Genomic DNA, 22873 nt, shown 5'->3' on the forward strand with positions numbered 1-22873 from the left:
CTTTCTCAGCCCTTCTTCGCGCCGTAGCGGCTGCGAGCCTGCTTACGGTTCTTGACTGCCTGGGTGTCGAGCGCACCGCGGACGATCTTGTAGCGGACACCGGGGAGGTCCTTCACACGACCGCCGCGGACCAGCACGAGCGAGTGCTCCTGCAGGTTGTGGCCCTCGCCGGGAATGTACGCGGTGACCTCGGTGCCGTTGCGGAGCTTGACACGGGCGACCTTGCGCATCGCCGAGTTCGGCTTCTTCGGGGTGGTCGTGTACACGCGGGTGCAGACACCCGCCTGCTGCGGGTTCGCCTTGAGCGCCGGCGCCTTGGTCTTCGAGACCTTGGGCGAGCGACCCTTGCGAACCAACTGCTGAATGGTTGGCACGTTCTCTCCTTGTTGTGCTGCACGGTGACAGCGTCGTGGTCTCCCCCGCGGCATCCGGATCTTTCGATTCGTGACGCTGCGGGCTCACGCTGACCCACCGACGCGCCAGAATGACTGTCGCGCTTTCGTTGGTGGGTATGCCGTGGGGGTGGCCTGTTCGCAGGCTGTTCCCTGAGATGCGGCGCTCGCACCGGTTCCCGCGCCGAGGCACGGTCGACGGCGCGCGTGAGCGCACACCCGATCCATGATACGTGGGATTCGGGGGTCGGGCAAACGCGGAAGCACGTTGCAGCCCCAACCGGACGACGACACGCCGCGACACGGCCGAGATCGCCTTCCGGCGTCTCCGTCAGCCGGTCGTCAGGAGGACGACGAGCGCCAGCGCGACGACGATGACGAGGACGGATGCCGCGGCCACGACCACGATCATCCGCCGGCGTCGGCGACGCCTGCGGGTCGCCTGGGCGGCAGCCGTGTCGACGTGATCCTGCGGCGTGCGGCGAACCGGCTCTGCACGCACCGCGGTGACCGCAGGGACGGCGCGGGCGCGGTAGGCGTCCGCCGCCGATGCGGGCGGAGCCGCGACCCGGCCGGGCGCCGCCGAAGTCTCTCCGGCGGGCTCCGGGGCCACCGGCGACGGGGATGCGGCGCGCCGTGCGGCTGCGGAGGCATCGCCGGGTTCGGGTGCCGGCGGATGGGCGGTCCGTCGCGGGCCGGCCGGCGCCGATTCGGTCGCGGCCTGCGTGGGGATCTCGGAGTCGGAGGCGACCGCCGACCTCCCCGCGATCACGGTGTCGTCGACGGCGTCGATCTCCGTCGAGGAGCGCCTCGACGGCAGCGTCCGCTCGTCGAACGCGTCGTGGTCGTCCGGCGGGGCCGCCGCGGTCTTCCGTCGGGAGAAGGCGGTGCGCTCTTCGTCGGGATCGATCACCCGTCGCTCCGGCGCAGCCGGACCTCGGCGTCGCCCAGCAGGAACCGGTCGCCGGCCTCGACCTCCTCACCCGGAGGGGCCTCGACCTCGGTGCCCATCACGGTCGCGAACAGCACGCCGTTGGTGGAATCGAGGTCCGTCACGTACCACTTGTCGTCGCGCAGCTGGAGGCGCGCGTGCGTCTTCGACACGGTGCCGTCCTGGATCGAGACGAGCTGCGCGCTCGGGTGGTCCGGGTCGGCGGCGGGCCGGCGGCCCAGGATGACGACCTCCGACGAGAGCGCGACGGGCTCGCCGGTCGGCGGCACGAGCGCCCAGTCGGTGCGCTTGCGGCGGGCGATGATCGTCTCTTCGAGGAGGTCCTGCTCGTCCGGGATCTCGGGCTTGCTGTGGAATGCCGACACCGACGACCGCGCCGATCGCGGTGAGCCGGCGTCGGGCGCGCCGTAGATCGCCGACACCGGTCCGGAGGTCTCGGGGAAGGCGTCGGCCTCGCTCATCGGCGAGCGCGCGGGAGCCCACGGCTCGCGGTCGTCGCCCTCAGAGGGGGCCGCCGGCACGCGGGTGACGGGGGGACGCGTGATGCCCTCCTCGCCGGTGGTCGCGGCGTCGGGAGCCGTGAACGGCTCGGCGGCGGTGCGCGTGGGCCCGGCCGGCGCGGGCGATGCGGCGGCGGTCGGGAGCGATGCGAGCGGCGTGGCGGGCACGGCGGAGATGGGCGCCGGAGCACCGGGCACGGCCCCCGTGACCTCGGCGCTCAGGTCGATCCCGTCGAGCGCGAAGCCCTGCCACGGGTCCGCGTCGCCGGTGCCGTTGCCGCCCGCCTCGGTGGGCGACGCGGAGACGGGGCGGCCCGGCAGCGGCGGGGGCGTCCACCCCGCGGCCGGCGGCGCGACGTCGGCCGCGGCGGACTCCTGAGGCGCCACGGGCGCAGCGGCGGCTGGGGCGGATGCGGGCGCAGGCGGAGCTGCCACTGGAGCCGGAACCACCGGCGCCTGGGGAACGTCGGCGGGGGGCGGCGCGAACCCTGCGCCGGCGCTCGTCGGCACCGGCGGGACGGCCGTCGGCGCAGGCGGATACCCGGCCCCGTCGGTCCGTGCACCGGGAGTCGGGAACGGCGGCAGGGGAGGAAGCGTCGCCGTCTCGCCCGACGTGCGCCGCACGCCGGCGCCGAAGGGAGCGCGGGTTCCGGCATCGGTTTCGCGTCCGACCCAGCGCGCGCTCCCCCAGCCGACGATCGACGCCCAGACCGGGAACAGCAGGAAGCCGAGGACGGTCATGCCGGCGCCGAAGCCGAAGGCGACGTTGACGCGGTACAGCGCGATCGCCCAGACCACCAGGAACGCGATGTTGACGAACGGGATGAACGCGAGCACGACCAGCCACGGCGAGAGTCCTGCGAGCTGCAGGAGCACGATGGTGTTGAGGACCGGCACCCACGCCTTCCAGGCCTCGACGCCGGACTTGCGGAACACCGCCGACAGTGCGAGCGCGGTCCAGACGTAGAGACCCGCGAACAGCAGCAGGCTGATCAGCGTGCCGAAGACGGCTGCAGTGGCATCTGTGGCGTTCATGGCGTGGGACGCACGGGCTCGGCCCGTCGTCTCCCCCTCTCGGCGAATCGCGTGCGGCCGCCCGGTTCGGGCGCCATCGGACGGAACAACGATCTCAACGATACGGTCGCCAGCGCTCCGCGCCAGAACCCGCGTTCGCGGCGCAGGGCGCCTCGCTCAGCGTCGACGGCCTCCCAGTAGCGCCGCGCGGCGTCGGCGGAGTGGTCCGCGTGCGAGAACACGGCGCGGTCGGCGTCTCGCGCGAGCGCGACCCCCGCGGGCGTGGCGAATGCTGCGGCGAGCTCGCTGCGGGTTGCGGTCCGGGATGCCGCGCGCCCGCTGTCGAGCGCCGCGTCGACGTACTCGTCCCACCCGCCCGCGATGCGGGTCGCCGGTGTGCCGGTGCGCCGGCGGGAGCGACGGCGGGCGGCCTTCGTGCCGATCACGATGAGGAAGGGACCGAGTGCGAGCACGAGCACCAGGAGCGCGATGCCGCCGATCCGCAGCATCGGCCAGAGCCACGCCAGGTCGGCGCCGGTGTCCTCGTCGGCGGGGCGATCGGCGGCGGAGTCCTCCTGCGCGGGGTCCGGCGGCACGACTTCCTCGACCGAGTCGGGGCGCACCTCGGTGACGTTCTCGGGGTCGCGCTGCTCGGTCGTGTCGAGGCTCGGCGACTGCGCATGCTGCGGAGTCACGTCGACCGCGACCCACTCGCCCGCCGCCGACTGCACCTCGGTCCACGCGGTGAGGTCCTGCGCGCGGCAGGCGCCCTCGTCGCACGTCGCGAGATCGGGCTCGGTCGCGGACAGTCTCGCTCCCAGCACGACCCGCGACGGGAATCCGAGCTCCCGCGCCATCAGCGCCACCGCGACGGCGAACTGCTCGTCGTCGCCGATCGCCGCGACGTAGTTCCCGGACGCCACGGACCTCTGGTCCGTCTCGCGTCCGAGCAGGCGCGCGAACATCGTGTCGACGCGGGCGAGCGAGTGGCCCGAGGCGCTGGGCTGGAACGCGTAGTCGGGCAGGGCCGCCGCCCAGGCCGGCTCCTGCGCCCCTTCGTCGAGGCCGTGGCTGAGGTAGCCGCGCTCGCGCAGCAGCGCGACCAGGCCCGCGAGGGCCGAGCCGCCCGACCCGACCGCATGCTCGTCCATCCAGGTCCGGAGGCTGTCGGGGGCGGCCACGCCGCCGGGGTTCCCCGGCGCGTCGAGCTCGGTGAGCGCGGGAGCCGAGGGCTCGACGCCGCGCACCACGAACGCGTCCCCGGACTCGAAGCCTCCCCCGGCGGTCTGCACGCCGGCGGAGGCCGAGGCGTTGTAGTAGAACCGGTCCGCCAGCGAGGCGGAGCGGTCACCGTCGAACGCGACCGCCTCGAGCCGGCCGGCGGTCGGCATCCAGATCCCGTCCCACGCGTCGATCTCGATCCGCGCCGCGACCGCCGTGCCCTCGCCGGCGTCGAGGGCCGACGGCACGCGGACGAACCGGCCGGCGTCGACGGCGCCCTCGCCGCCCGACCGGAAGATCTCGCCGTCGTAGGCGTCGAGGGTCGCCAGGCGCACGCGTGCGGGGAGCGCGTCGACGACGCCGTCCGTCACCACGGGCTCGACCGTGAACAGCACGTCGTCGGCGCGGGCGTCGGCGAACAGCGCACGGTACTGCGAAAGCGGACTCACCTCGGCCGACAGGTCGATGTCGGGGCCGACGGCCGAGCGCAGCACCTCGCGCTCCACGCCGCGCGCGGCGAACGGCACGACCGCCACCGCGACCACCAGGGCGACCGCGACCATGCCCGCGCCCAGCGCGGTGCGACGCCGGTCGGCCGCGGAGGGGCGCCGCGAGATGCGGACGCCGCTGGATGCCGCGGCCCGCTGCAGTGCGCGGACGCGCTCGTCGTGGGTGCGCCAGGCCAGCCAGAGCAGGCACGCCACGAGGGCGGTGACGCCGACCGCGGTCTCGACGGGCGCGTAGAGGAACACCGGGCCGACCTCGAGCGGGGCGCTCACGGTCGTACGGCCGAAGAAGAGCCCGAATGTCACCATCCCGAGCGCCACCGGAACCGCCGCGTAGGCCGCGCGATCCTCGCGCCAGGCGAGCAGCAGCACCGTGCACGTTCCGATGAGGAACACCACCAGCGCGGGGACGAGCAGGTTGCGGTACGAGCCCACCGGCAGCTCGACGGTGACGAGGTCCTTCCAGCCGAGCACCAGGCCGCTCGCCAGCTCGCCGAGACCCCGCACGAGGTCGTCGGGCGTGCCGAGGCGCGAGGGCACGGCGAGCGGCACGCCGAGGATCAGCACCGCGAGCGCCAGCGCACCGGCCGCGGTCCAGCTGCTCCAGCGGCGCCACCACGCGACGGCGGCGATCCCGCCGCCGACCAGGGTGCCCACCAGCACGAGGAGCGCGAAGGTGCCCGAGCGGTAGATCGGCCACGCGGCGACGGCCGCGACGACGGCGATCACCGCGGCGAACCCGGCGCCGACCCACACGCGGGCCACGAACCGCGGTGCGCGCACGCCCAGGGTTTCGGCCGCACCGCGGGGCGCAGCATCCATCCGCTCCATCATGGGGATCGGCCCGCTCACGATGTCGCTCCCCGCAGCAGGAGGCCCGAGAGGTCTTCGAGGGTTCCGACGGTGAGCACCGTCATGCCCGACAGCGGCTGCATGCGCGGGTGCGCGCGCTCGTCGCAGATGAGGCCGACGACCGCGGTGTCGGCCGGGAACGCCAGGGCCGCCTGCTGCAGCCTCGTCAGCGGCACGCGCGAGCCGACCACGACGAACGCGATCGACAGCCGCTCGCCCGACTCGGCGGCCAGGCGGCACACCTCGCCCACGGGCATCGTGCTCTCGAGCAGCTCGACGCCGCTGAAGCCGTCCAGCATGGGGCGCGGCGCCGCGGCGGGGATGTGCCGGATCGCGCGCAGGCGTCCGCGCACCACCCGCGGGATCTCCGATCCGGTCACGATCTGCACGTCGCGGGCGTCATGGACGGCGCGCAGGCCCAGCGAGGCCGCGCACGACACGGCCAGCTCGAATTCGTCGGCGTCCGCGTACTCGGCTTCCCAGGCCGCGAGGACCACCGCCATGCGCGAGCGCCGCGACTCCTCGTACTGACGCACCATCAGCCGCCCGGTCTTGGCCGTCGACCGCCAGTGGATCTGGCGGCGCGAATCGCCGGGCGCGTACTCGCGGATGGCGTGGAACGACATGTCGGCGTCGACCAGACGGCGCGTCGGCGCGCCTTCGAGGTCGCGGATGAGCCCCGCGCTCGTGGACGGGAGCGCGGCCGTGCGGGGGTGGACGTAGAGGTCGTGCACGTCATGGAACGAGTGCTCGCGGCGCAGCATCCCGATCGGGTCGCTGCGCACCGTCGTCGCCGGGCCGACCCTCACGATGCCGCGCGGGAGACCCGGGATGTCGAGCGGCTGCTCGACGGCGTTCCCCGGTCGCAGCAGCGGCACGCCGAATTCGACGAGGCCAGCTCCGACCGGGATGTCGATGCGGCCCGGCAGCGCCGTGCGGCGGCCGTCGTTTCGCACGTCGATGCGGCCGGTGACGCCCTCGCCGGCGACGATCCGCTCGTGCGTCAGCGACAGGTCGACGTCGTACGCGCGGGCGCCGAACAGGAACGGCACGGCGGCGACGATGAGGACGACGGATGCCGCGCCCGCGACCATGAACTCCACCCAGCCGAAGACGACTCCGAGCACGAGTCCCACGGTCGCCGCAAGGGCCACCAGGGCTCCGGCCGGCCGGATGGTCTGAGCGGCCCACTCGGCCGCGGTCGTGATGCCCGAGCCCGCCGCCCGCCACACGCCGGTCCACCACACCGCGGCGCGCACGAAGGCGCGCCCGCGGCGCGACTCGCCGACGCTCGTGGCCGTGGCGGTCACGTGCGTGCGGCCGGTCGTGCCGGTGGACTGGACGGTGCGCGTGATGCGCGGCTCCACCGTTCCGGTGGCGCCGCCGCGGCGCTCGGGGCTCGTCATACCGCTTCGCGCCTCGAGGGCGGTGCCACGTCGAGCAGCACCTGCCCGACCACGGTCTCGGGGGTGACGCCGTCGAACTCGGCTTCGGGGTGAAGGATCAGGCGGTGCGACAGCACGGGCACGGCGAGCGTCTTGACGTCGTCGGGGGTCGCGTAGGTGCGGCCCTGCGACGCGGCCCGCGTGCGGGCGGCGCGCGTCAGGGCGAGCGCGCCACGGATGCTGACGCCCAGGCGCACCTCGTCGGCTGTGCGCGTGCTGTCGACCAGGCGGGCGATGTAGTCGAGCACGAGCGCGTCGACGTACACATCGGCGGCGAGATCGGCCATGCCGACGAGCGCCTGCGGCGTGATGATCGGCGTGAGCTCGGCGGTCGCCACGGCCGCCCCGTCGAGGATGCGCACGGTCGCCGCGTGGTCGGGGTAGCCGAGCGACGTGCGCATCATGAAGCGGTCGAGCTGAGCCTCGGGCAGGCGGTAGGTGCCCGCCTGCTCGACGGGGTTCTGCGTCGCGAGCACGAGGAACGGCACGCCCGCCTCCCGCGAGACGCCGTCGATCGTGACGCGTCCCTCCTCCATCACCTCGAGGAGGGCGGACTGCGTCTTCGGGCTCGCGCGGTTGATCTCGTCGGCGAGCACGATGTTCGCGAAGATCGGGCCGGCGTGGAACTCGAAGACGCCCTCCTTCTGGTCGTAGACGCTGAGCCCCGTGATATCGCTCGGCAGCAGGTCGGGCGTGAACTGGATGCGCGTGTTCGTGCCCTGCACCGACTGCGCCATCGCCCGCGCCAGCGAGGTCTTGCCGGTCCCCGGCACGTCCTCGAGGAGCACGTGCCCGTCGCTGAGCATCGCGGTGAGCACGAGCTCGACGACATGGCGCTTGCCGAGGACGGCGCGCTCGACGTTGTCGGCGATCTGCCCGAACGTCTGCGCGAACCAGTCGGCCTGCTCCTGCGTGATCGTCATGTGGTGTCGTCCTTCGTCGTGTGGGGAAGATCGTGGGGAGAGCGGATGCTGCCGCTCAGGGTGTGGGCGGCGGTTCCGGGTTGCCGTTGCCCGGCTGGCAGATCGCCGAGAACTCGGTGCTCACGGGGGCCAGACCCCAGCCCTGGGCGTCCCAGTTCACGGACACCGAGATGCCGTCGACGCGGACCGCGCCCTGCGGCACGTCCCACGTGCCGGCGGCGTGGGTGAGGAGCCGGTCCTGCTTGTCGTAGTAGCGCAGGCCGGCGTTGCCGAACGTGAACACCGCCGATGAGCCGTTCGGGGCGTTCGACGACTGGCCGCGATAGGCGAGCGGGCTGCCGCCGACGCAGGAGGTTACCGTCCAGTTCGCCTGCACCTGGTACGGAGCGCTGCCGGCGCGCGGCGTCACGGTCGACCACGGGGTGACGGTGCCCCAGAAGTCGTGCACGTAGCGCACCTGGATGGCGGGATCCTGACCGAAGACCGAGGTGCTCCCGCCCCAGCCCTGGAACTCGGCGTGATTGCGGTTGGGGAGCCCCTCGGTCGAGGTCGGGTTCTGGCGGATCACCCAGTCGGCGCGCTGCGACTGGACGTTCGGCGTGCCGTCGACGACGAACGTCCAGCTCTGCGGCGCCTTGCCGGACTGGAAGGCGCGCACACTCTGAGTGACCTCCGCGCGGCCGAACGACGTGCCGTCTTCCCACGACTCGACGCACGCGCGGAACGTGTACTCCTCGCCGTCGGTGAGGCCGGGGAAGGTGGCCGTCGCGCCGTCCTCGGTCACGGTGCAGCGCTGACCGTCCTGCACGATCCCGTAGCGCAGCTCCGAGCCGTCGCCATTGCGCTGTGCGGAGGCGCGCGCCGTCACCGTCGCGGTGCCGTCGCCGTTGGACACCGAGCTGAGCGTCAGCTGCGGCGACAGCGGGCTGCCGATGCCGTTGGTCTGCACCGTCGCGGCCCCGCCCGACGCGCTCCCGCCGAGCCCGGGCGGGAGGTCGAAGCGCGAGTAGGGGGTGATCGTCACGATCGTGCCGGTGTTGCTGCCCACGCGGAACCAGGGCACCTCGACGCGCGTCTGGTTGCGGTTCACCGGCACCCGCACCGTCTCGCCGGCGGGACTCGCGATCTCGAGGCTGCCGGTCTCGCCGGCCTCGATCCCGTCGATGACGAGAGACACGATGCCGCCCGCACCGTCACCGGTGGGGACCGGGGCGGCGATCACGCTCGCGGGCGCGAGCGGCGCGTCGTACGCCCACGCGACGGTGCGCACGCCTGCCTTCGACTCGCCCACGGCGTTGACGGCCCAGGCGTCATAGGTGCGCTGCTCGCCGTTGGGCGCGGCGACCGCGGGGCACACGCCGTCCGCGGTGCACCGCGCGACCTCCTGCCCGCCCGAGCGGATGACGAAGCCGGTGAGCGCCGGGTACGCCAGTCGAGCCTCGCCCGGATCGACCCTCAGAGTCACCGCTCCATCGGCATATGCCGTCTGGGTGATACTCGCGGGCGTCTTCGGGAATCCGAGCAGGTCGAGCAGCACGCGGCCGTCGCGTTCGGCGTTCGTCACGCGACCCTGGGCGTCGCGTACCGAGAACGTGGCGGTGCACGTCGCGCCCGGGGCATCCGTCGTCCACGTCGCGGTGATCGACGTCGCCGACGCCACCTGGAAGCCCACCCCGACGCACGCGCCCGTCGGGCGCACGTCGACGACGTCGAGCGGAGTGCGGGGCAGCGGATTGACCTCGCCGCCCGCGCCGATCACGGGGATCGTGCACGACGACCCCGCGGCCTGCGAGCACTGCTGCACGACCGAGCCGCCCTGCGGAAGCGTCGACGGCGCGGCGCCGACGCGGAGGATGAGCCGCGCAGGGGTCACCGAGGTGTGGCTCGTGACGGAGACGAGCACGGCCTCCTCGGAGCCCGGGACGGCACGGTCCGCGCCGGTCACGGTCACGATGGAGCCCTCCTGCGTGACCTCGAACGCGGTGCCCGCGTGCTCGGTCGCGTAGACGATCCCGTCCCAATCCGGGCGCAGCTGCCACGTGGTCATGTTCCGGAGGTCGAAGGTCGCGGTCTCACCGGGGCCGACCGTGATGGATCCCGGCCGAAGCTCCGGCTGCGGGTCGCGCGGGTGCACCACGATCGGCACCGAGAGGTAGGTCCAGTCCTCCTGGCCGGTCAGGCGCACGGGCACCTGGCAGGCGTCGACCCACGGTGCGCCCGAACCCGCGTCGTAGCGCACCACGGTGCCCGACTCGACGGTGCAGGACGCCTCGGGACGGGCGCCGGATGCCCGCACGTCCTCGCCGAGCTCGACCACCGCCCCCCGGGGGCGCGCGACGAGGCCCGCCATGTCGAAGGTGGTGGACTCGAGCTCGGTGACCTCGGGCGAGGCGGCGTTCGCGCGCAGCGTCAGCGCCAGGTCGTTCTCGCCCGGCACGCGGAGGAAGCCGTAGGACGTCACCTCGCCGGCGGTGCCCTCACCGGTCACCGCGAACGGGATCAGCCGGGTGGTGTCGGGGAGCTCGCCCCGCAGCTGCGTGCCCCGCACCGAGACGCCGTCGGGATCGCCCCACAGCGACAGCTCGAGGTCGTCGACGTCGCCGCCCGACCAGGTGACCTTGCCGCCCAGCACGTCGACTCCCCGAGGGAAGCCCTCACGGGTCTCGACGGTGAGGTTGGTGTCGGCGACGACCGGGAAGTCGGGGACGTTCTCGCGCACCACGCGCACCACGATGAGACCGCGTCCCGTGTTGCCGGAGGAGGACTCGACGTCGTAGAGGAACGACATCGTCGCGGGCTCGTCCCCCGCCGCGATCCGCACCGTGGTGTCGTCCGCCCCCACGATCTGTTCGTTCAGCCGTGCGAACTCGGGGTTGGCGCTGCCGTCCACGAGCGTCGCCGGCACGTCGGGACGGATATCGGTGACCCGCAGCTCGCCCAAGGTCGGGTCGACGTCGTTGGAGAGCGGACTGACGCGGATCGTGTTGCCCTCACCGGCCTGCACCTGCACGTAGTCGGTGAACGTGACCGGGCTCGGGTTGGCCTGGCTGTCGAGCACGCCGATGCGCACCGTCCCGTCGGCGGTCGCACCGAACGCGTCCACGACGCGGTAGCGGAACGACACCTGACCGCTGTCGCCGGGCACGCTCGTGTACATGATCGATCCGCCGTCGGCCGTGATGGTGGCCGCGCCCCGGGCGGGCTGCTCGACGATGCGGTCGAGGGTCACGACGTCGCCGTCGGGGTCGGTGCCGAAGTCGTCGAACTCGATGAGGGTCGACTGGCCGCTGAGCACGCGGCCCTCGAGGGTGTCGGCGGTGGGGGCGCGGTTGGCCTCCGCGTCGATCACCGTCACCCGCACCGTCGCGGTGTCCGCGAGCGCCGGAGCGCCCGTCGTGAACACGGAGTACTCGATCGCGTACTGCCCGGGCTCGTCGGGAGCGAGGTAGCGGAGCAGGTCGCCCGACGCGAAGGCGAGCGCGCCCTCCGACGACGAGCTCACCGAGGCCGGGTTCAGAGTCGGCCTGCCGCCGGCAGGCGAGATGTCGTTGTCGAGCACCGGGATGTCGATCTGGGCGCCGGCGCGCACCATCACGGCATCGTCGACGGCGATCGGCGCGAGCTCGGGCGCGGGTGGCAGCAGGTAGACCGTCGCCTCGCCTTCGACGCTCGCGCCCGCGTCCTCGGTGCCGTCGCTCACCACATACGAGACGGTGCCGAGTCGTCCGGCGGCGCCGTCGGCGGTGGTCCCCGACACGCGGAGGTGGTTCTGGCCGACGGCGTCGACCGACAGCGTGGCGCCGTCGTCCGCCCGCGCGACGACGTCGCTCAGCAGCAGCACGCGGCGCGTCGGGTTCGAGACGGCGTCGAAGATCTCGAGGGTCGCGTCCTGCTGAGGGTGCACGAACGCGACCACCGGCGACGTGGCCAGCTGGGCCGGCGCGTCCGCGGGCAGCAGGGTGATGCGGGCCGTGGCGCTCGCCTCGCTCACGCCGTCGGTCACCGTGAAGTCGACGCGGAACGTGCCGGGACTCTTCGCCGCGAAGTCGAACGAGGTCGAGCCGCTGACAGCCGTCGCCGTGGCCGCGGCATCGTCGAGCACCCGCACCGATTCCAGAGACAGCGTGCCCGCGGTGCCCGTGACGTGGTCGGCGACGTCGACGGTGATCCCGGATGCGACGGTGTCGGTGACGGCGAACGACTGCGCCGCGAGCTGAGGCTGCGGCGAGACCTTGATCATGAGCGGCTTCACGGTCGTCCCGCCCTGGGTGTCGGCGACCGTCACCTCGAGCTCCACGAGCTGCTCCCCGCCGTCACCGGCGTCGTCGTGCTGGTAGACGACGTCGCCGCCGGGCGTCGCCGCGACGCTGCCGACGCCGCTCTTGTTCTCGACCGACAGGAGCAGCAGGGGGTCGCCCTCCGGGTCGACCCAGCCCGGCAGCACCGGCACGGTCACCGTGCCGCCCCGGGCGACCTCGGGTTCGGGCCATTCGACGAGGCATCGCTCGACGCCGCACCATTCCGGCGCCGAGTCGGCGGCGGCGTCCGCCACCGTCACCGTGACCGACGTCGGGTCGGACATGAGGCCGCTCTCGGTGGTGCCGTCGGTGACCGCGTACGAGAAGGTCGCCGATCCCGTCGCGCCGGGCTGCACCCGGAGGGCGAGGCGCTGGTCGTCGTCGGTCACCGACACGGTTCCGAACGCGGGGTCGAGCCCGGCGATCGACGCCGGGTCGATCGTGAGGACGTCCTCGTTCGGGTCGTGGTCGTTCATGAGCACCGGCAGCGAGGCGAGGGCGCCCGCACGCACGCCGAACGCGTCGGGCTCGGCGATCGGCGGCTTCGGATCGAGCACGACCTGCAGCTGCTCTTCGCTGGGAACGGCGTCGGGGTCGGTGCGGTCGTCGAGGCTCCAGTCCTGGCTCGACGGGATCAGTGCGCCGTCGGGCACCGACCAGGCCCACCCCGAGCGGGTGTCGTTGAGGATGACCGCGGAGTCGCTCGAGACGAACACGGGGCGCTGCTGGTCGCCCATCGTCTCGTCGCCGTAGTCGAGCGGCGCGGTGGCGCCGCTCGAGCGCCACAGCAGACCGCCCGCGTCGCCCTGGCCGAGCCATGCGGCGTAGGTCTCGCCACCGTGCGCGACCGGCTGCGCGGGTGTGCCGAGCACGGCTCCTGCGCCGTCCCCGACCGGGGTCTCCATGGCCGACCCGTCGGCCGGCACCCGCACCAGCCCGGTCTCGTCGGCGAGATAGACGGAGGTGCCCTGCGCGTCCGGTGCGCCGACGACCACCGCACCCGTCGTCGGCGCTCGGGCCGCGGCATCCTGCCCGCGAAGCCACACGTCGCCGTCCTCGGTGTCGACCACCGCCCACGTGTCGCCCGCCGCCGTGATGGCCGGCGTATCGAGGCCGTCGGGGTCGAATGCGTCGCGCGCGCGCACCTGGCTCTCGCCGATGTCGTAGCGCAGCACCGATCCGTCGGCGCCCGAGTACGCGAACAGCATGCCGCGCTCGTCGACGGCGATCGCCTCGGCGGTGTACTGCGGGGCATCCTCGTCGTCCACGCCGAACGGGTCGAGCTGCGACGACGTGCCGCTCGAAAGGCGTCCCGCGAAGACGGCGCCCGAGTCGGTGAGATAGGCGACCCAGTCCCCGGAGGTGACGACCTCGGTCGTGCCGGAAGGGGTCTTCTGCGAGGACTGCAGCGCCTCCTCGTCGAGGTCGGTGGGCATCGCGGCGTCGATGCGCGTGAGCGTCGAGTAGCTGTCGCTGAAGAGGTACGCGGCATCCCCCGTCTGCACCACCTGGTCGGGGTTGCTGATGCTGCGCACGGTGTCGAGCTCGCCGACCGAGGTGTTCACGCGGGCGTAGCGACGGCCGTCGCCGGTCTGCAGCGCCCAGACCGCGGTGTCGACGTCGGGGGTCTCCTGCGCGTCGAGCCCCGGCCACACGATGCTGATGCCGATGACGGTGGCCACCACCGCGCCGGCGGCGACGATGCCGGCGATGGTGCCGCGTCGCATCAGAGCACCCCCGCGGCCATCAGCGCGACGACGACCGCGCCGGCGCCGGCGATGACCCCCGCTCCGATGCCGATCGCCCAGGGCAGCACCGCGCGCCCGCGCCGACGGGCGGGGGCGGAGATCTCGGTGTCCTCGTCGCGGGCGAGCTGCGCGACGCCGGTGCCGGCGCGCGTCTTGCGGGTGAGGTCGCGCTCGACGTGCGAGCGCGCGGGTCCTCGCAGCGCCGAATCCGCGAAATCGACGGGGGCGGATGCCGGGGACCACTCCGCGTCGGGGATCTCGAGCGGTGTCGGCGAGAGGCCGAGCCCTGACTGCACCTCTCGCAGCGCCTCGCCGAACGCCCGAGCCGAGTCGTACCGGCGACCGGGGTCGCGGCTCATCGCGGTCGCCAGCACGGCCTGCAGCGACGCCGGAACGTCGGCCCGCGGGATCTCGACGTAGGTGGCGCGCGCGATGCGCTTGCGCAGCAGCTCTTTGGTGTTCTGCCCGCGCTCGCGGCGCTCGAAGGGGCTGTGGCCCGCGAGGAGCGAGTAGACCGTGGCGCCCAGGCTCCACACCTCGCTCGTCACCGTGCCGCTCGTCTGCTCGGCGACGACCTCCGGAGCACTCCACGGGATCGACATCGCGAGCACCTCGCCGCCGCTCTTGCGCTGCAGTGAGGCCGAGATGCCGAAGTCGGCGAGCACCGGGGTGCCGAAGGTGGTGATGAGGATGTTGCTCGGCTTGACGTCCCGGTGGATGAGGCCGGCGCGGTGCGCGGACTCGAGCGCGCTGGCCATGCGCACGCCGGTCGCGAGCACCTCCTCGACGGGGACGCGCTCGACCCGGTACCGCTGCGCGAGCGAGCCCGGGCAGTACTCCATCACGATGTACGGGCGGCCGTCGGCCGAGATGCTCGCCTGGTAGACCGTCACGATCGAGGGATGGGCCGACAGGTGCGCGAGCACGTCGGCCTCGGCGTTGAACATCCGCCGCAGCTCCGGGTCGCGCACGTCGCTCGGCATGACCTTCACCGCGACGTTGCGGCGGGGCATGTCCTGCTCGTAGAGGAAGACGTCGGCGAAGCCGCCGGAGCCGAGCGGGCGGATGTAGGCGAGCCCCGGAAGGATCGGAGGCGCCGAAGGAAGCCGTGCAGCCACCAGCACACCTCCCCGCAGTCCGCTACCGTCACACCCATGTCGCCAGGGCGACAACAAACCCGGTCATGCTAACAAAACCCACCTCCCGAGAACCCGCATGGCGAGCAGGGATGTGGAGAGTGGAGCGCGTGCGGCGGTCCGGCGTCGGACCGTGCCGCAATGACGGGGCCGGCGTCAGTCTAGCCGCGGAGTGTCGCCGGGGTCGTGGGGGTCGAACGGTGCGTCGAGCGACTTCGTGAGATCGGCGAGCATCGCCTCGATCTGGGGCTCGACGTACTCGGTCACCGCGGCCTGGATGCGCAGGCGATGGTGCAGCAGGATCGTGCACACCTCGCGGCCGACCATGTTCGCGTAGTCGTCGGCGAGCCCGACCTCCTGGCGCAGTGCCGCCTTCGCCTCCTCGCTCAGCGGGGGCAGCGCGGGCACGTGCGCGTCGGCCTCCTCGGCGAGTCCCGCGATCGTGAACAGGAAGGGGGCGCCGGGCACCGGATCGGGGTCCATGGGAAGACCCTCGAACTCGGGATCGAGCCCTTCGCCGGGGCGGTAGGTGCGGGCGCGGTTGCGGGTGGCCTGCTGATCGAGCTCGGCCTGCAGCATCGGCAGGTTCAGCGCCGTGTACTCGGCGACCGAGCGGTCGACGATCGTCTTGATGCGGGTCGACAGGCCGTGCTGCACGCCGTGCGGCACGTCGGCGCCGAGACCCGCAGCCGAGAGCACGGGCGACCCGAAGCAGCGGCGGCAGGGGGCGGTCCGGCCGTGGTGCGTCGCGGGCTCCCAGCGGGGCACCCACGCGAGCCAGGCGTCCACCGCCTGGCTGACCTGGGTCTCGAGCGACCGCTCCACGCGTCCCACGCTAGTGCCCGGCCTCCGCACTCGTGCGGATTTCCGCGGTTCCGAGCGCCGTCGGCCGCCGGATCACTCGTCGAACTCGTCCTCCCACGGCCATCTCGGGCGGCGGGCGCGGGTGCGCACGAGCGCGATGCCCGCCCACGACGACACGAACGCCGCCGCCGCGACCACGAGCCCGAACCACGTGGTCGCGAGGCGTCCCACCACCGCCGTCGCGACGCCGAGATCGGCACCGGTGAACACGGCGCCGAACCACACTCCCGCGAGGTACGCGAGGAAGGTCGCGGCGGTCGTCCACGCGGCACCCCAGTACGACGGATGCCTCGCCCCGGCGCCGGCGTTCGACCCCGCGCCCGCGGACCCCGGTGCGGCGCCGCGCGCCGGGGCCGCAGCATCCGTCCGGCTTCCGGCGCGTGCGATCGCGGCCCACAGGCCGCCGGCGAAAGCGAGTGTCGCGCACACGACGCCGGTGATCCCGGGAGCCTGTCCGAGCCCGGGGCTCGCGATGACATCCTCCTCCGTCACCAGACTGGTCATGCCGAGCCCGAAGATGAGGAGCGCGACGAAGCCCATCGTCGCGAAGGCCAGGGCGACAGGCGGTCGCACGCGTCCCTGCGACGGCCCGTCCGAACCGTCAGCGGCCATGCCGCCAGCCTACGTCGGCGGGCACGGACGCGGACGGGGCTTACTGGCGGACGAGCTGCGGGCCGGCCTCGAGCGTGCGCTCGTACTCGCGCTGCGCCTCGATGTTGAGCTCGGTGACGCGCTTCGCCCGCGCGGCGGCCCACGCGCCGAACCAGATCGTGAGCTCGCGGCCGATGATGAACGCGGCGATCGCGAGCGGCGTCAGCAGCTCGCCCTCGACGAGCTTGGCGCCCTCGCTGGCGGTGAGGTTCCAGAACGGGGCCTGGAACAGCGCGCCCAGGATGTGCCCGCCGTAGGCGGCGACGCCCACGAGGATGCCGAAGACCACCCAGTGGCCCCAGCGGCCGCGGTTGATGATCGCGCCGAGCAGCCAGAAGCCGATGAAGAACACGACGACGGGCACCCAGAGCGACCAGGTCGCGAGTGCCTCGAGGGCGGTCGTGCCGACGTTCGCGCCGGTGACGTCGCCCTTGATCGCGTCGACGCCGAGCCACACCGCGAGGTAGAGCACAGCGAACGCGACGGCGGCGAGCAGGCCGATGGCTCCGGCGGCGGCGCGGTTGCCCCGCGGACGCGGAGCCTCGGGCGCCTGCACGAAGATCGGCTGCGGGGCGGCGGCCGCGGCGACGACCGCGGGCTCGGCGACGACGGGCTCGCTCGGGGTCACGACCGGCGGGACCACCACGGTGGGCGAGTCGTCGGCGGCGGGAGCGGGCGTCGCGGTGGACGTGTAGTCCAGCGTGGCCGCCTCCGGCGAGTCCCACGGGTCGGGCTCGGCGGCGGCCGGCGCCTCGGCGGTGGTCGAGGGAGCCTCGGCGGACGCCTCCGCGTCGGCGGTGCGAGATGCCTCGGTCTCGTCGGCGGGGGTCTCTGCGGCAGGAGTCTCGGTGGCGCCGGTGTCACGGCGGGCGGCCTCGGCGTCGGCGAGACCTTCGTTCGCACGGCCGACGACGTCGTCGACGCCGTTGGGCTCGTCGACGGGCTCGCCGTAGGACGACTTGGGGTCACTCATCGCAGGCACTCCTCACGCAGGGCTCATCCCCGCAGAGGCAGAGTAGCCCGCGGTTCCGCGCACACGACGGAGGCGTGCCGGGGGAATACGCGCCCGCCCACTACCCTGAGCCCATGGCACCACGGGCGTTCCGGGTCGCCGCGGCCGCGGCATCCACTCTCTTCGCACTCGCCGCGCTGACGGCGTGCGCACCCGACGCGCCCTCGGGGGGCGGACTCACCTTCACGCCCACACCGTCCACGTCGGCGTCCGGATCGGCGACGCCCACCCCGACGCCGTCGCCCACCGCGAGCGCGGAGATCCCCGACGACTGCCGCGCGATCCTGACCGCCGACGTACTCGCTCAGCTCGAGGGCGTGCCGCTCAACGACCCCGCCTTCGGCGCATCGGGAGCGCAGCCCGACGGCAGTCTGGTGTGCGTGTGGCGCGACCCCGCCGCCGACACGACGGGTCTGGTCACCAAGATCTCCTCCATGTCGCGGGGGCCGGCGCTCGACATGCTCAACAAGCTCGTCACCGACGAGGGCTACACGTGCTACACCCCCGATGGCGGCACGCGCTGCGAGAAGACCTGGCCGAACGAGACGTACCCGGTCACCGACGGACGCACGCTGTTCTGGCGCGACGACATCCTCATCGACACGCAGTACTCGAACCTCGCGCCCGCCGGCTACACGGCAGCCGTCGTCGCGAGCATCTTCGGCTGAGTCAGCCCCAGACCGTGTGGTCGAGCCGCGGGCCGTAGTCGTCGGGGTGCCACGCCGTCTCGACGCTCACGAGCCACAGTCCGTCGCGGAGGGTGTGCTCCTCGAGCACCGCGCCCCGCGTGCGGTCGCAGACGGTGGCGGCGTCCGCCGTCCGGCAGGAGAACCCGTCGCCCGCCAGCGCGGCCTCGGCGATCGTGGCGGCGTCGGCGTCCACCTTCGACAGGGTGGTGACGATCCCGCCCGAGTCGAACCGCCAGGTGCACGTCACCAGCACGTCGGGCGCGGCGGCATCGGCGAACGCCGCCGCCGCCGTCGCAGGAGCCGCCGTCGACTGGTTGAGCAGCGATCCCTCCCGCCACGTCAGCTCGTTCCAGAGGTCGTCGGAGTACAGCGTGCGGCAGTCGATCGCGCCGCCGTCCGCCGCGATCCGGGCGGGCGTCTGCACAGGCGTCGCCTCGGGCCGCGGCGCGGTGGCACTGCGCAGCGTGTCGCCGACCCACGCGACGGCCACCGGGACCATCGGCAGCGCCAGCCACACGAGCGAGGCGACGACCGCGGCGCACAGCATCCCCGCGGGCACGGCGATCCACGAGTTGCGTCCACCGATCCTCGCCATGGGGCCCCCACCTCCGTCTCCACGGTAAGCCGGAGAGACGGATGCTGCGCCGCGGCGCGCGCGGGGCCTCCGAGGACGCCGCAGGCTGAGGCATCCGTCCCGTCAACGGCGAGAGGCCCCGGCGATGCCGGGGCCTCTCGTTCGAGCGTCAGGGTCTTTCAGACCCGGGACTCAGTTGTAGTCGGTGGTGAAACCGTCCGTGGAGAAGCTGTCGAAGTCGACGTAGCTCAGGTCGGCGTCGGTGTACGCGCCGTCCGAGGCGAAGATGCGGTTGGGGTACCGCTCGCTCTTGGCCTCCTCCGTCGCCTCGACCGTGACATCGCGGTACTTCGCGAGTCCGGTTCCGGCGGGGATGAGCTTTCCGATGATGACGTTCTCCTTGAGGCCCATGAGCGGGTCGCTCTTGCCCTCCATGGCCGCCTGCGTCAGGACGCGGGTGGTCTCCTGGAACGACGCGGCCGACAGCCACGACTCGGTCGCGAGCGACGCCTTCGTGATACCCATCAGCTCGGGACGACCCGACGCGGGGCGCTTGCCCTCGCCGACCGCCTCGCGGTTGATGGTCTGGTACTTCTTGAAGTCGACCAGCTCACCCGGCAGCAGCGTGGTGTCGCCGTGGTCGACCACGGTGACCTTCCGCAGCATCTGACGGACGATGACCTCGATGTGCTTGTCGTGGATCGGCACACCCTGCGAGCGGTACACGCCCTGGACGCCGTTCACGAGGTACTTCTGCACCTCGCGGGCACCCATGACACGCATGACCTCCTTGGGGTCGAGCGTGCCGACCAGGATCGGCTGACCGACGGTGACGTGCTGTCCGTCCTCGACCAGGAGCGTCGCGCGCTTCAGGACCGGGTAGACGTGCGGCTCGTCGCCGTTGTCGGGCGTGAGGATGACCTTCTTGGCCTTGTCGGTCTCGTCGATCGTGATGCGGCCGTCGGCCTCGGCGATCGGCGACGCACCCTTCGGGGTGCGGGCCTCGAACAGCTCCTGCACGCGGGGAAGACCCTGCGTGATGTCGTCTGCCGACGCCGAGCCACCGGTGTGGAAGGTACGCATCGTCAGCTGCGTGCCGGGCTCACCGATCGACTGGGCCGCGATGATGCCGACGGCCTCGCCGATGTCGACGATCTTTCCGGTCGCGAGCGAACGGCCGTAGCACTTCGCGCAGACGCCGACAGCCGAGTCGCACGTGAGCACCGAGCGCACCTTGATGGACTCGACACCCGCCGCGACCAGCTTGTCGATGAGCACGTCGCCGACGTCCTCACCGGCCGAGGCGACGACCTCGCCCTTCGGGTCGACCGCGTCGGCCGCGAGCGTGCGGGCGAACACCGAGTTCTCGACGTTCGCGTCGCGCACCAGCGTGCCGTCGGCACCGGGAGCGGCGATGGTGAACTCGAGGCCCTTGGTCGTGCTGCAGTCCTCCTCGCGGATGATGACATCCTGCGAGACGTCCACGAGGCGACGGGTCAGGTAGCCCGAGTCGGCGGTACGGAGGGCCGTGTCGGCCAGACCCTTACGGGCACCGTGCGTCGCGATGAAGTACTCCGCCACCGACAGACCCTCGCGGTACGAGGAGATGATCGGGCGCGGGATGATCTCACCCTTCGGGTTGTTCACCAGGCCTCGCATACCCGCGATGTTGCGGATCTGCAGCCAGTTACCACGGGCGCCCGACGAGACCATGCGGTTGATGGTGTTGTCGGCCGGGAAGTGGTCGCGCATCGCCTTCTGGACCTCGTCGGTCGCCTCGGTCCAGATCTTGATGAGCTCCTGACGACGCTCGGCGTCGGTGGTGAGACCCTTCTCGAACTGCGCCTGGACCTTCGCGGCCTGCTTCTCGTAGCCCGCGACGATCTCGCCCTTGTTCGGGGGCGTGAGGATGTCGCTGAGCGCCACGGTGACACCCGAACGGGTGGCCCAGTAGAAGCCCGCGTCCTTGATGCGGTCGAGGGATGCTGCGACCTCCACCTTCGGGTACTCCTCGGCGAGCTTGTTCACGATCTGCGACAGCTTGCCCTTGTCTGCCTGCTCGCGGACGAACGGGTAGCCCTTGGGGAGCGTGTCGTTGAAGATCGCCTGGCCGAGCGAGGCGTCCACGAGGCCGTGGCGCTCGTAGCCCTCGGGGGCTTCGCCTTCGAGGAACGCGAGACCCGGGATGCGGATGCGGACCTTGGCCTGCAGGTCGAGGGTGCCCTCGTCCTTGGCCAGGATCGCCTCGCCGACCGAACCGAACACGCGGCCCTCGCCGGCAGCACCCTCGATGACCGTGGTCAGGTGGTGCAGACCGATGATCATGTCCTGCGAGGGCAGGGTCACCGGGCGGCCGTCCGACGGCTTGAGGATGTTGTTCGAGGCGAGCATCAGGATGCGGGCCTCGGCCTGGGCCTCGACCGACAGCGGCAGGTGCACGGCCATCTGGTCACCGTCGAAGTCCGCGTTGAAGGCGGCGCAGACGAGCGGGTGCAGCTGGATGGCCTTGCCCTCGACGAGCTGCGGCTCGAAGGCCTGGATGCCGAGGCGGTGCAGCGTGGGTGCACGGTTGAGCAGCACGGGACGCTCGCGGATGATCTCCTCGAGCACGTCCCAGACCTCGGGACGCGTGCGCTCGACGGCGCGCTTGGCCGCCTTGATGTTCTGCGAGTGACCGAGGTCGATCAGGCGCTTGATCACGAACGGCTTGAACAGCTCGAGCGCCATCTGCTTGGGCAGACCGCACTGGTGGAGCTTGAGCTGCGGACCCACGATGATGACCGAACGGCCCGAGTAGTCCACGCGCTTGCCGAGCAGGTTCTGGCGGAAGCGACCCTGCTTTCCCTTGAGCATGTCGCTCAGGGACTTGAGGGCGCGGTTGCCGGTACCGGTGACGGGGCGACCGCGGCGGCCGTTGTCGAACAGCGCGTCGACGGCCTCCTGCAGCATGCGCTTCTCGTTGTTGACGATGATCTCGGGGGCACCGAGGTCGATCAGGCGACGGAGGCGGTTGTTGCGGTTGATCACGCGGCGGTACAGGTCGTTCAGGTCGGAGGTCGCGAAGCGGCCACCGTCCAGCTGCACCATCGGGCGCAGCTCCGGCGGGATCACCGGGACGACGTCGAGCACCATCGAGGCCGGCGACATGCCGGTCTGCAGGAACGAGTTGACGACCTTCAGGCGCTTGATCGCACGGATCTTGCGCTGGCCCTTGCCCTCGGAGATCTGCAGGTGCAGGCTGTCGGCCTCGGCCGCCAGGTCGAACGCCTCGAGGCGACGCTTGATCGACTCCGCGCCCATGTGGGCCTCGAAGTACTGACCGAAGCGGTCCTGGAGCTCGTGGAAGATCTCGTCCTCGCCCTTGAGCTGGCCGACCTCGAGCGTGCGGAAGTCCTCCCACACCTTCTCGAGACGCGTGATCTGGTCGTCGGTGCCCTTGCGGATCGACGCCATCTCCTTCTCGGCGGCGTCCTTGACCTTCTTCTTCTGGTCGGCCTTGGCACCCTCCTCCTCGAGCGCGGCGAGCTCCTCCTCCAGCTTCTGGAGGCGAGCGGCCACACGCGCGTCGCGGCGGTCGGCGAGCGTCTTCAGCTCGAGGCGGATGTTGTTCTCCTGCGTCGACAGGTCGCGGTGGCGAGCGTCCTGATCGACCGAGATCACCATGTAGGCGGCGAAGTAGATGACCTTCTCGAGGTCCTTCGGCGCCATGTCGAGCAGGTACCCGAGGCGCGAGGGCACGCCCTTGAAGTACCAGATGTGCGTGACGGGCGCGGCGAGCTCGATGTGGCCCATGCGCTCACGGCGGACCGAGGACTTGGTGACCTCGACGCCGCAGCGCTCGCAGACGATGCCCTTGAAGCGGACGCGCTTGTACTTGCCGCACGCGCACTCCCAGTCGCGCGAGGGTCCGAAGATCTGCTCGCCGAACAGACCATCCTTCTCGGGCTTCAGGGTGCGGTAGTTGATGGTCTCGGGCTTCTTGACCTCGCCGTAGGACCAACGACGGATGTCGTCAGCGGTGGCCAGGCCGATGCGAAGCTGATCGAAAGTGGTTGATTCGAGCACTGGTTCTCCTGTGTCGGAAATTCGTTCGTTA

Annotated in this window: 14 protein-coding genes; 1 reads left to right on the top strand and 13 read right to left on the bottom strand. The window is 72.2% G+C overall.

Translation table 11 applies throughout. The features are described 5' to 3' along the window. Positions 1 to 5 precede the first annotated feature (5 nt). The 11 genes from rpsL to ACFC1K_RS11040 all read right to left on the bottom strand — a co-directional run bounded on the left by rpsL (position 6) and on the right by ACFC1K_RS11040 (position 17475). Complete coding sequence (gene rpsL / locus ACFC1K_RS10990; RefSeq protein ID WP_018171438.1) at positions 6 to 374, bottom strand: 30S ribosomal protein S12; 369 nt, start codon at positions 372 to 374, stop codon at positions 6 to 8. A 349-nt stretch (positions 375 to 723) separates the two neighbouring features. Further along, positions 724 to 1305 (bottom strand): hypothetical protein, encoded by a 582-nt coding sequence (locus ACFC1K_RS10995; RefSeq protein WP_375871628.1) that lies wholly within the window; start codon positions 1303 to 1305, stop codon positions 724 to 726. Continuing rightward, positions 1302 to 2879: a DUF5684 domain-containing protein gene (locus ACFC1K_RS11000; protein ID WP_375871629.1), complete on the bottom strand. Its 1578-nt coding sequence runs from the start codon at positions 2877 to 2879 to the stop codon at positions 1302 to 1304. The genes ACFC1K_RS10995 and ACFC1K_RS11000 overlap by 4 nt, the downstream gene beginning before the upstream one ends. Further along, positions 2876 to 5437: a transglutaminaseTgpA domain-containing protein gene (locus tag ACFC1K_RS11005; RefSeq protein ID WP_375871630.1), complete on the bottom strand. Its 2562-nt coding sequence runs from the start codon at positions 5435 to 5437 to the stop codon at positions 2876 to 2878. Before ACFC1K_RS11005 ends, ACFC1K_RS11000 begins: the two co-directional genes overlap by 4 nt. Beyond that, on the bottom strand, positions 5434 to 6843 hold the full coding sequence (locus ACFC1K_RS11010) for a DUF58 domain-containing protein (protein WP_375871631.1): 1410 nt from the start codon (positions 6841 to 6843) through the stop codon (positions 5434 to 5436). The genes ACFC1K_RS11005 and ACFC1K_RS11010 overlap by 4 nt, the downstream gene beginning before the upstream one ends. Further along, positions 6840 to 7805, bottom strand: coding sequence for a MoxR family ATPase (locus ACFC1K_RS11015; protein WP_310288326.1), 966 nt, complete (start codon positions 7803 to 7805; stop codon positions 6840 to 6842). The genes ACFC1K_RS11010 and ACFC1K_RS11015 overlap by 4 nt, the downstream gene beginning before the upstream one ends. A gap of 55 nt (positions 7806 to 7860) precedes the next feature. After that, positions 7861 to 13830: an Ig-like domain-containing protein gene (locus ACFC1K_RS11020; protein ID WP_375871632.1), complete on the bottom strand. Its 5970-nt coding sequence runs from the start codon at positions 13828 to 13830 to the stop codon at positions 7861 to 7863. Further along, on the bottom strand, positions 13830 to 14969 hold the full coding sequence (locus tag ACFC1K_RS11025; RefSeq protein WP_375871633.1) for a serine/threonine-protein kinase: 1140 nt from the start codon (positions 14967 to 14969) through the stop codon (positions 13830 to 13832). Before ACFC1K_RS11025 ends, ACFC1K_RS11020 begins: the two co-directional genes overlap by 1 nt. Before the next feature lie 174 nt (positions 14970 to 15143). Continuing rightward, positions 15144 to 15812, bottom strand: coding sequence for a spermidine/putrescine ABC transporter substrate-binding protein (locus tag ACFC1K_RS11030; RefSeq protein ID WP_375871634.1), 669 nt, complete (start codon positions 15810 to 15812; stop codon positions 15144 to 15146). Positions 15813 to 15884: 72 nt separating this feature from the next. Continuing rightward, entirely contained in the window at positions 15885 to 16463 is a 579-nt protein-coding gene (locus ACFC1K_RS11035) for a hypothetical protein (RefSeq protein ID WP_375871635.1), read from the bottom strand. Positions 16464 to 16503: 40 nt separating this feature from the next. Next, entirely contained in the window at positions 16504 to 17475 is a 972-nt protein-coding gene (locus ACFC1K_RS11040; protein ID WP_375871636.1) for an ABC transporter, read from the bottom strand. A gap of 113 nt (positions 17476 to 17588) precedes the next feature. Between ACFC1K_RS11040 and ACFC1K_RS11045 the strand changes: the two genes are divergently transcribed. Continuing rightward, on the top strand, positions 17589 to 18182 hold the full coding sequence (locus tag ACFC1K_RS11045) for a hypothetical protein (protein ID WP_375871637.1): 594 nt from the start codon (positions 17589 to 17591) through the stop codon (positions 18180 to 18182). A 1-nt stretch (position 18183) separates the two neighbouring features. On the opposite strand, the gene ACFC1K_RS11050 is transcribed toward ACFC1K_RS11045, so the two are convergent. Together ACFC1K_RS11050 and rpoC are read right to left on the bottom strand one after the other, a co-directional pair. After that, the gene (locus ACFC1K_RS11050; protein WP_375871638.1) at positions 18184 to 18798 is read right to left on the bottom strand and encodes a hypothetical protein; all 615 of its coding nucleotides are present in this window, start codon (positions 18796 to 18798) and stop codon (positions 18184 to 18186) included. Between the two features lie 171 nt (positions 18799 to 18969). Further along, on the bottom strand, positions 18970 to 22842 hold the full coding sequence (rpoC, locus tag ACFC1K_RS11055) for a DNA-directed RNA polymerase subunit beta' (RefSeq protein WP_310288308.1): 3873 nt from the start codon (positions 22840 to 22842) through the stop codon (positions 18970 to 18972). Positions 22843 to 22873 lie beyond the last annotated feature (31 nt).

The sequence above is a fragment of the Microbacterium sp. NPDC056057 genome, from assembly GCF_042266945.1.
Lineage (GTDB): Bacteria > Actinomycetota > Actinomycetes > Actinomycetales > Microbacteriaceae > Microbacterium > Microbacterium trichothecenolyticum_C.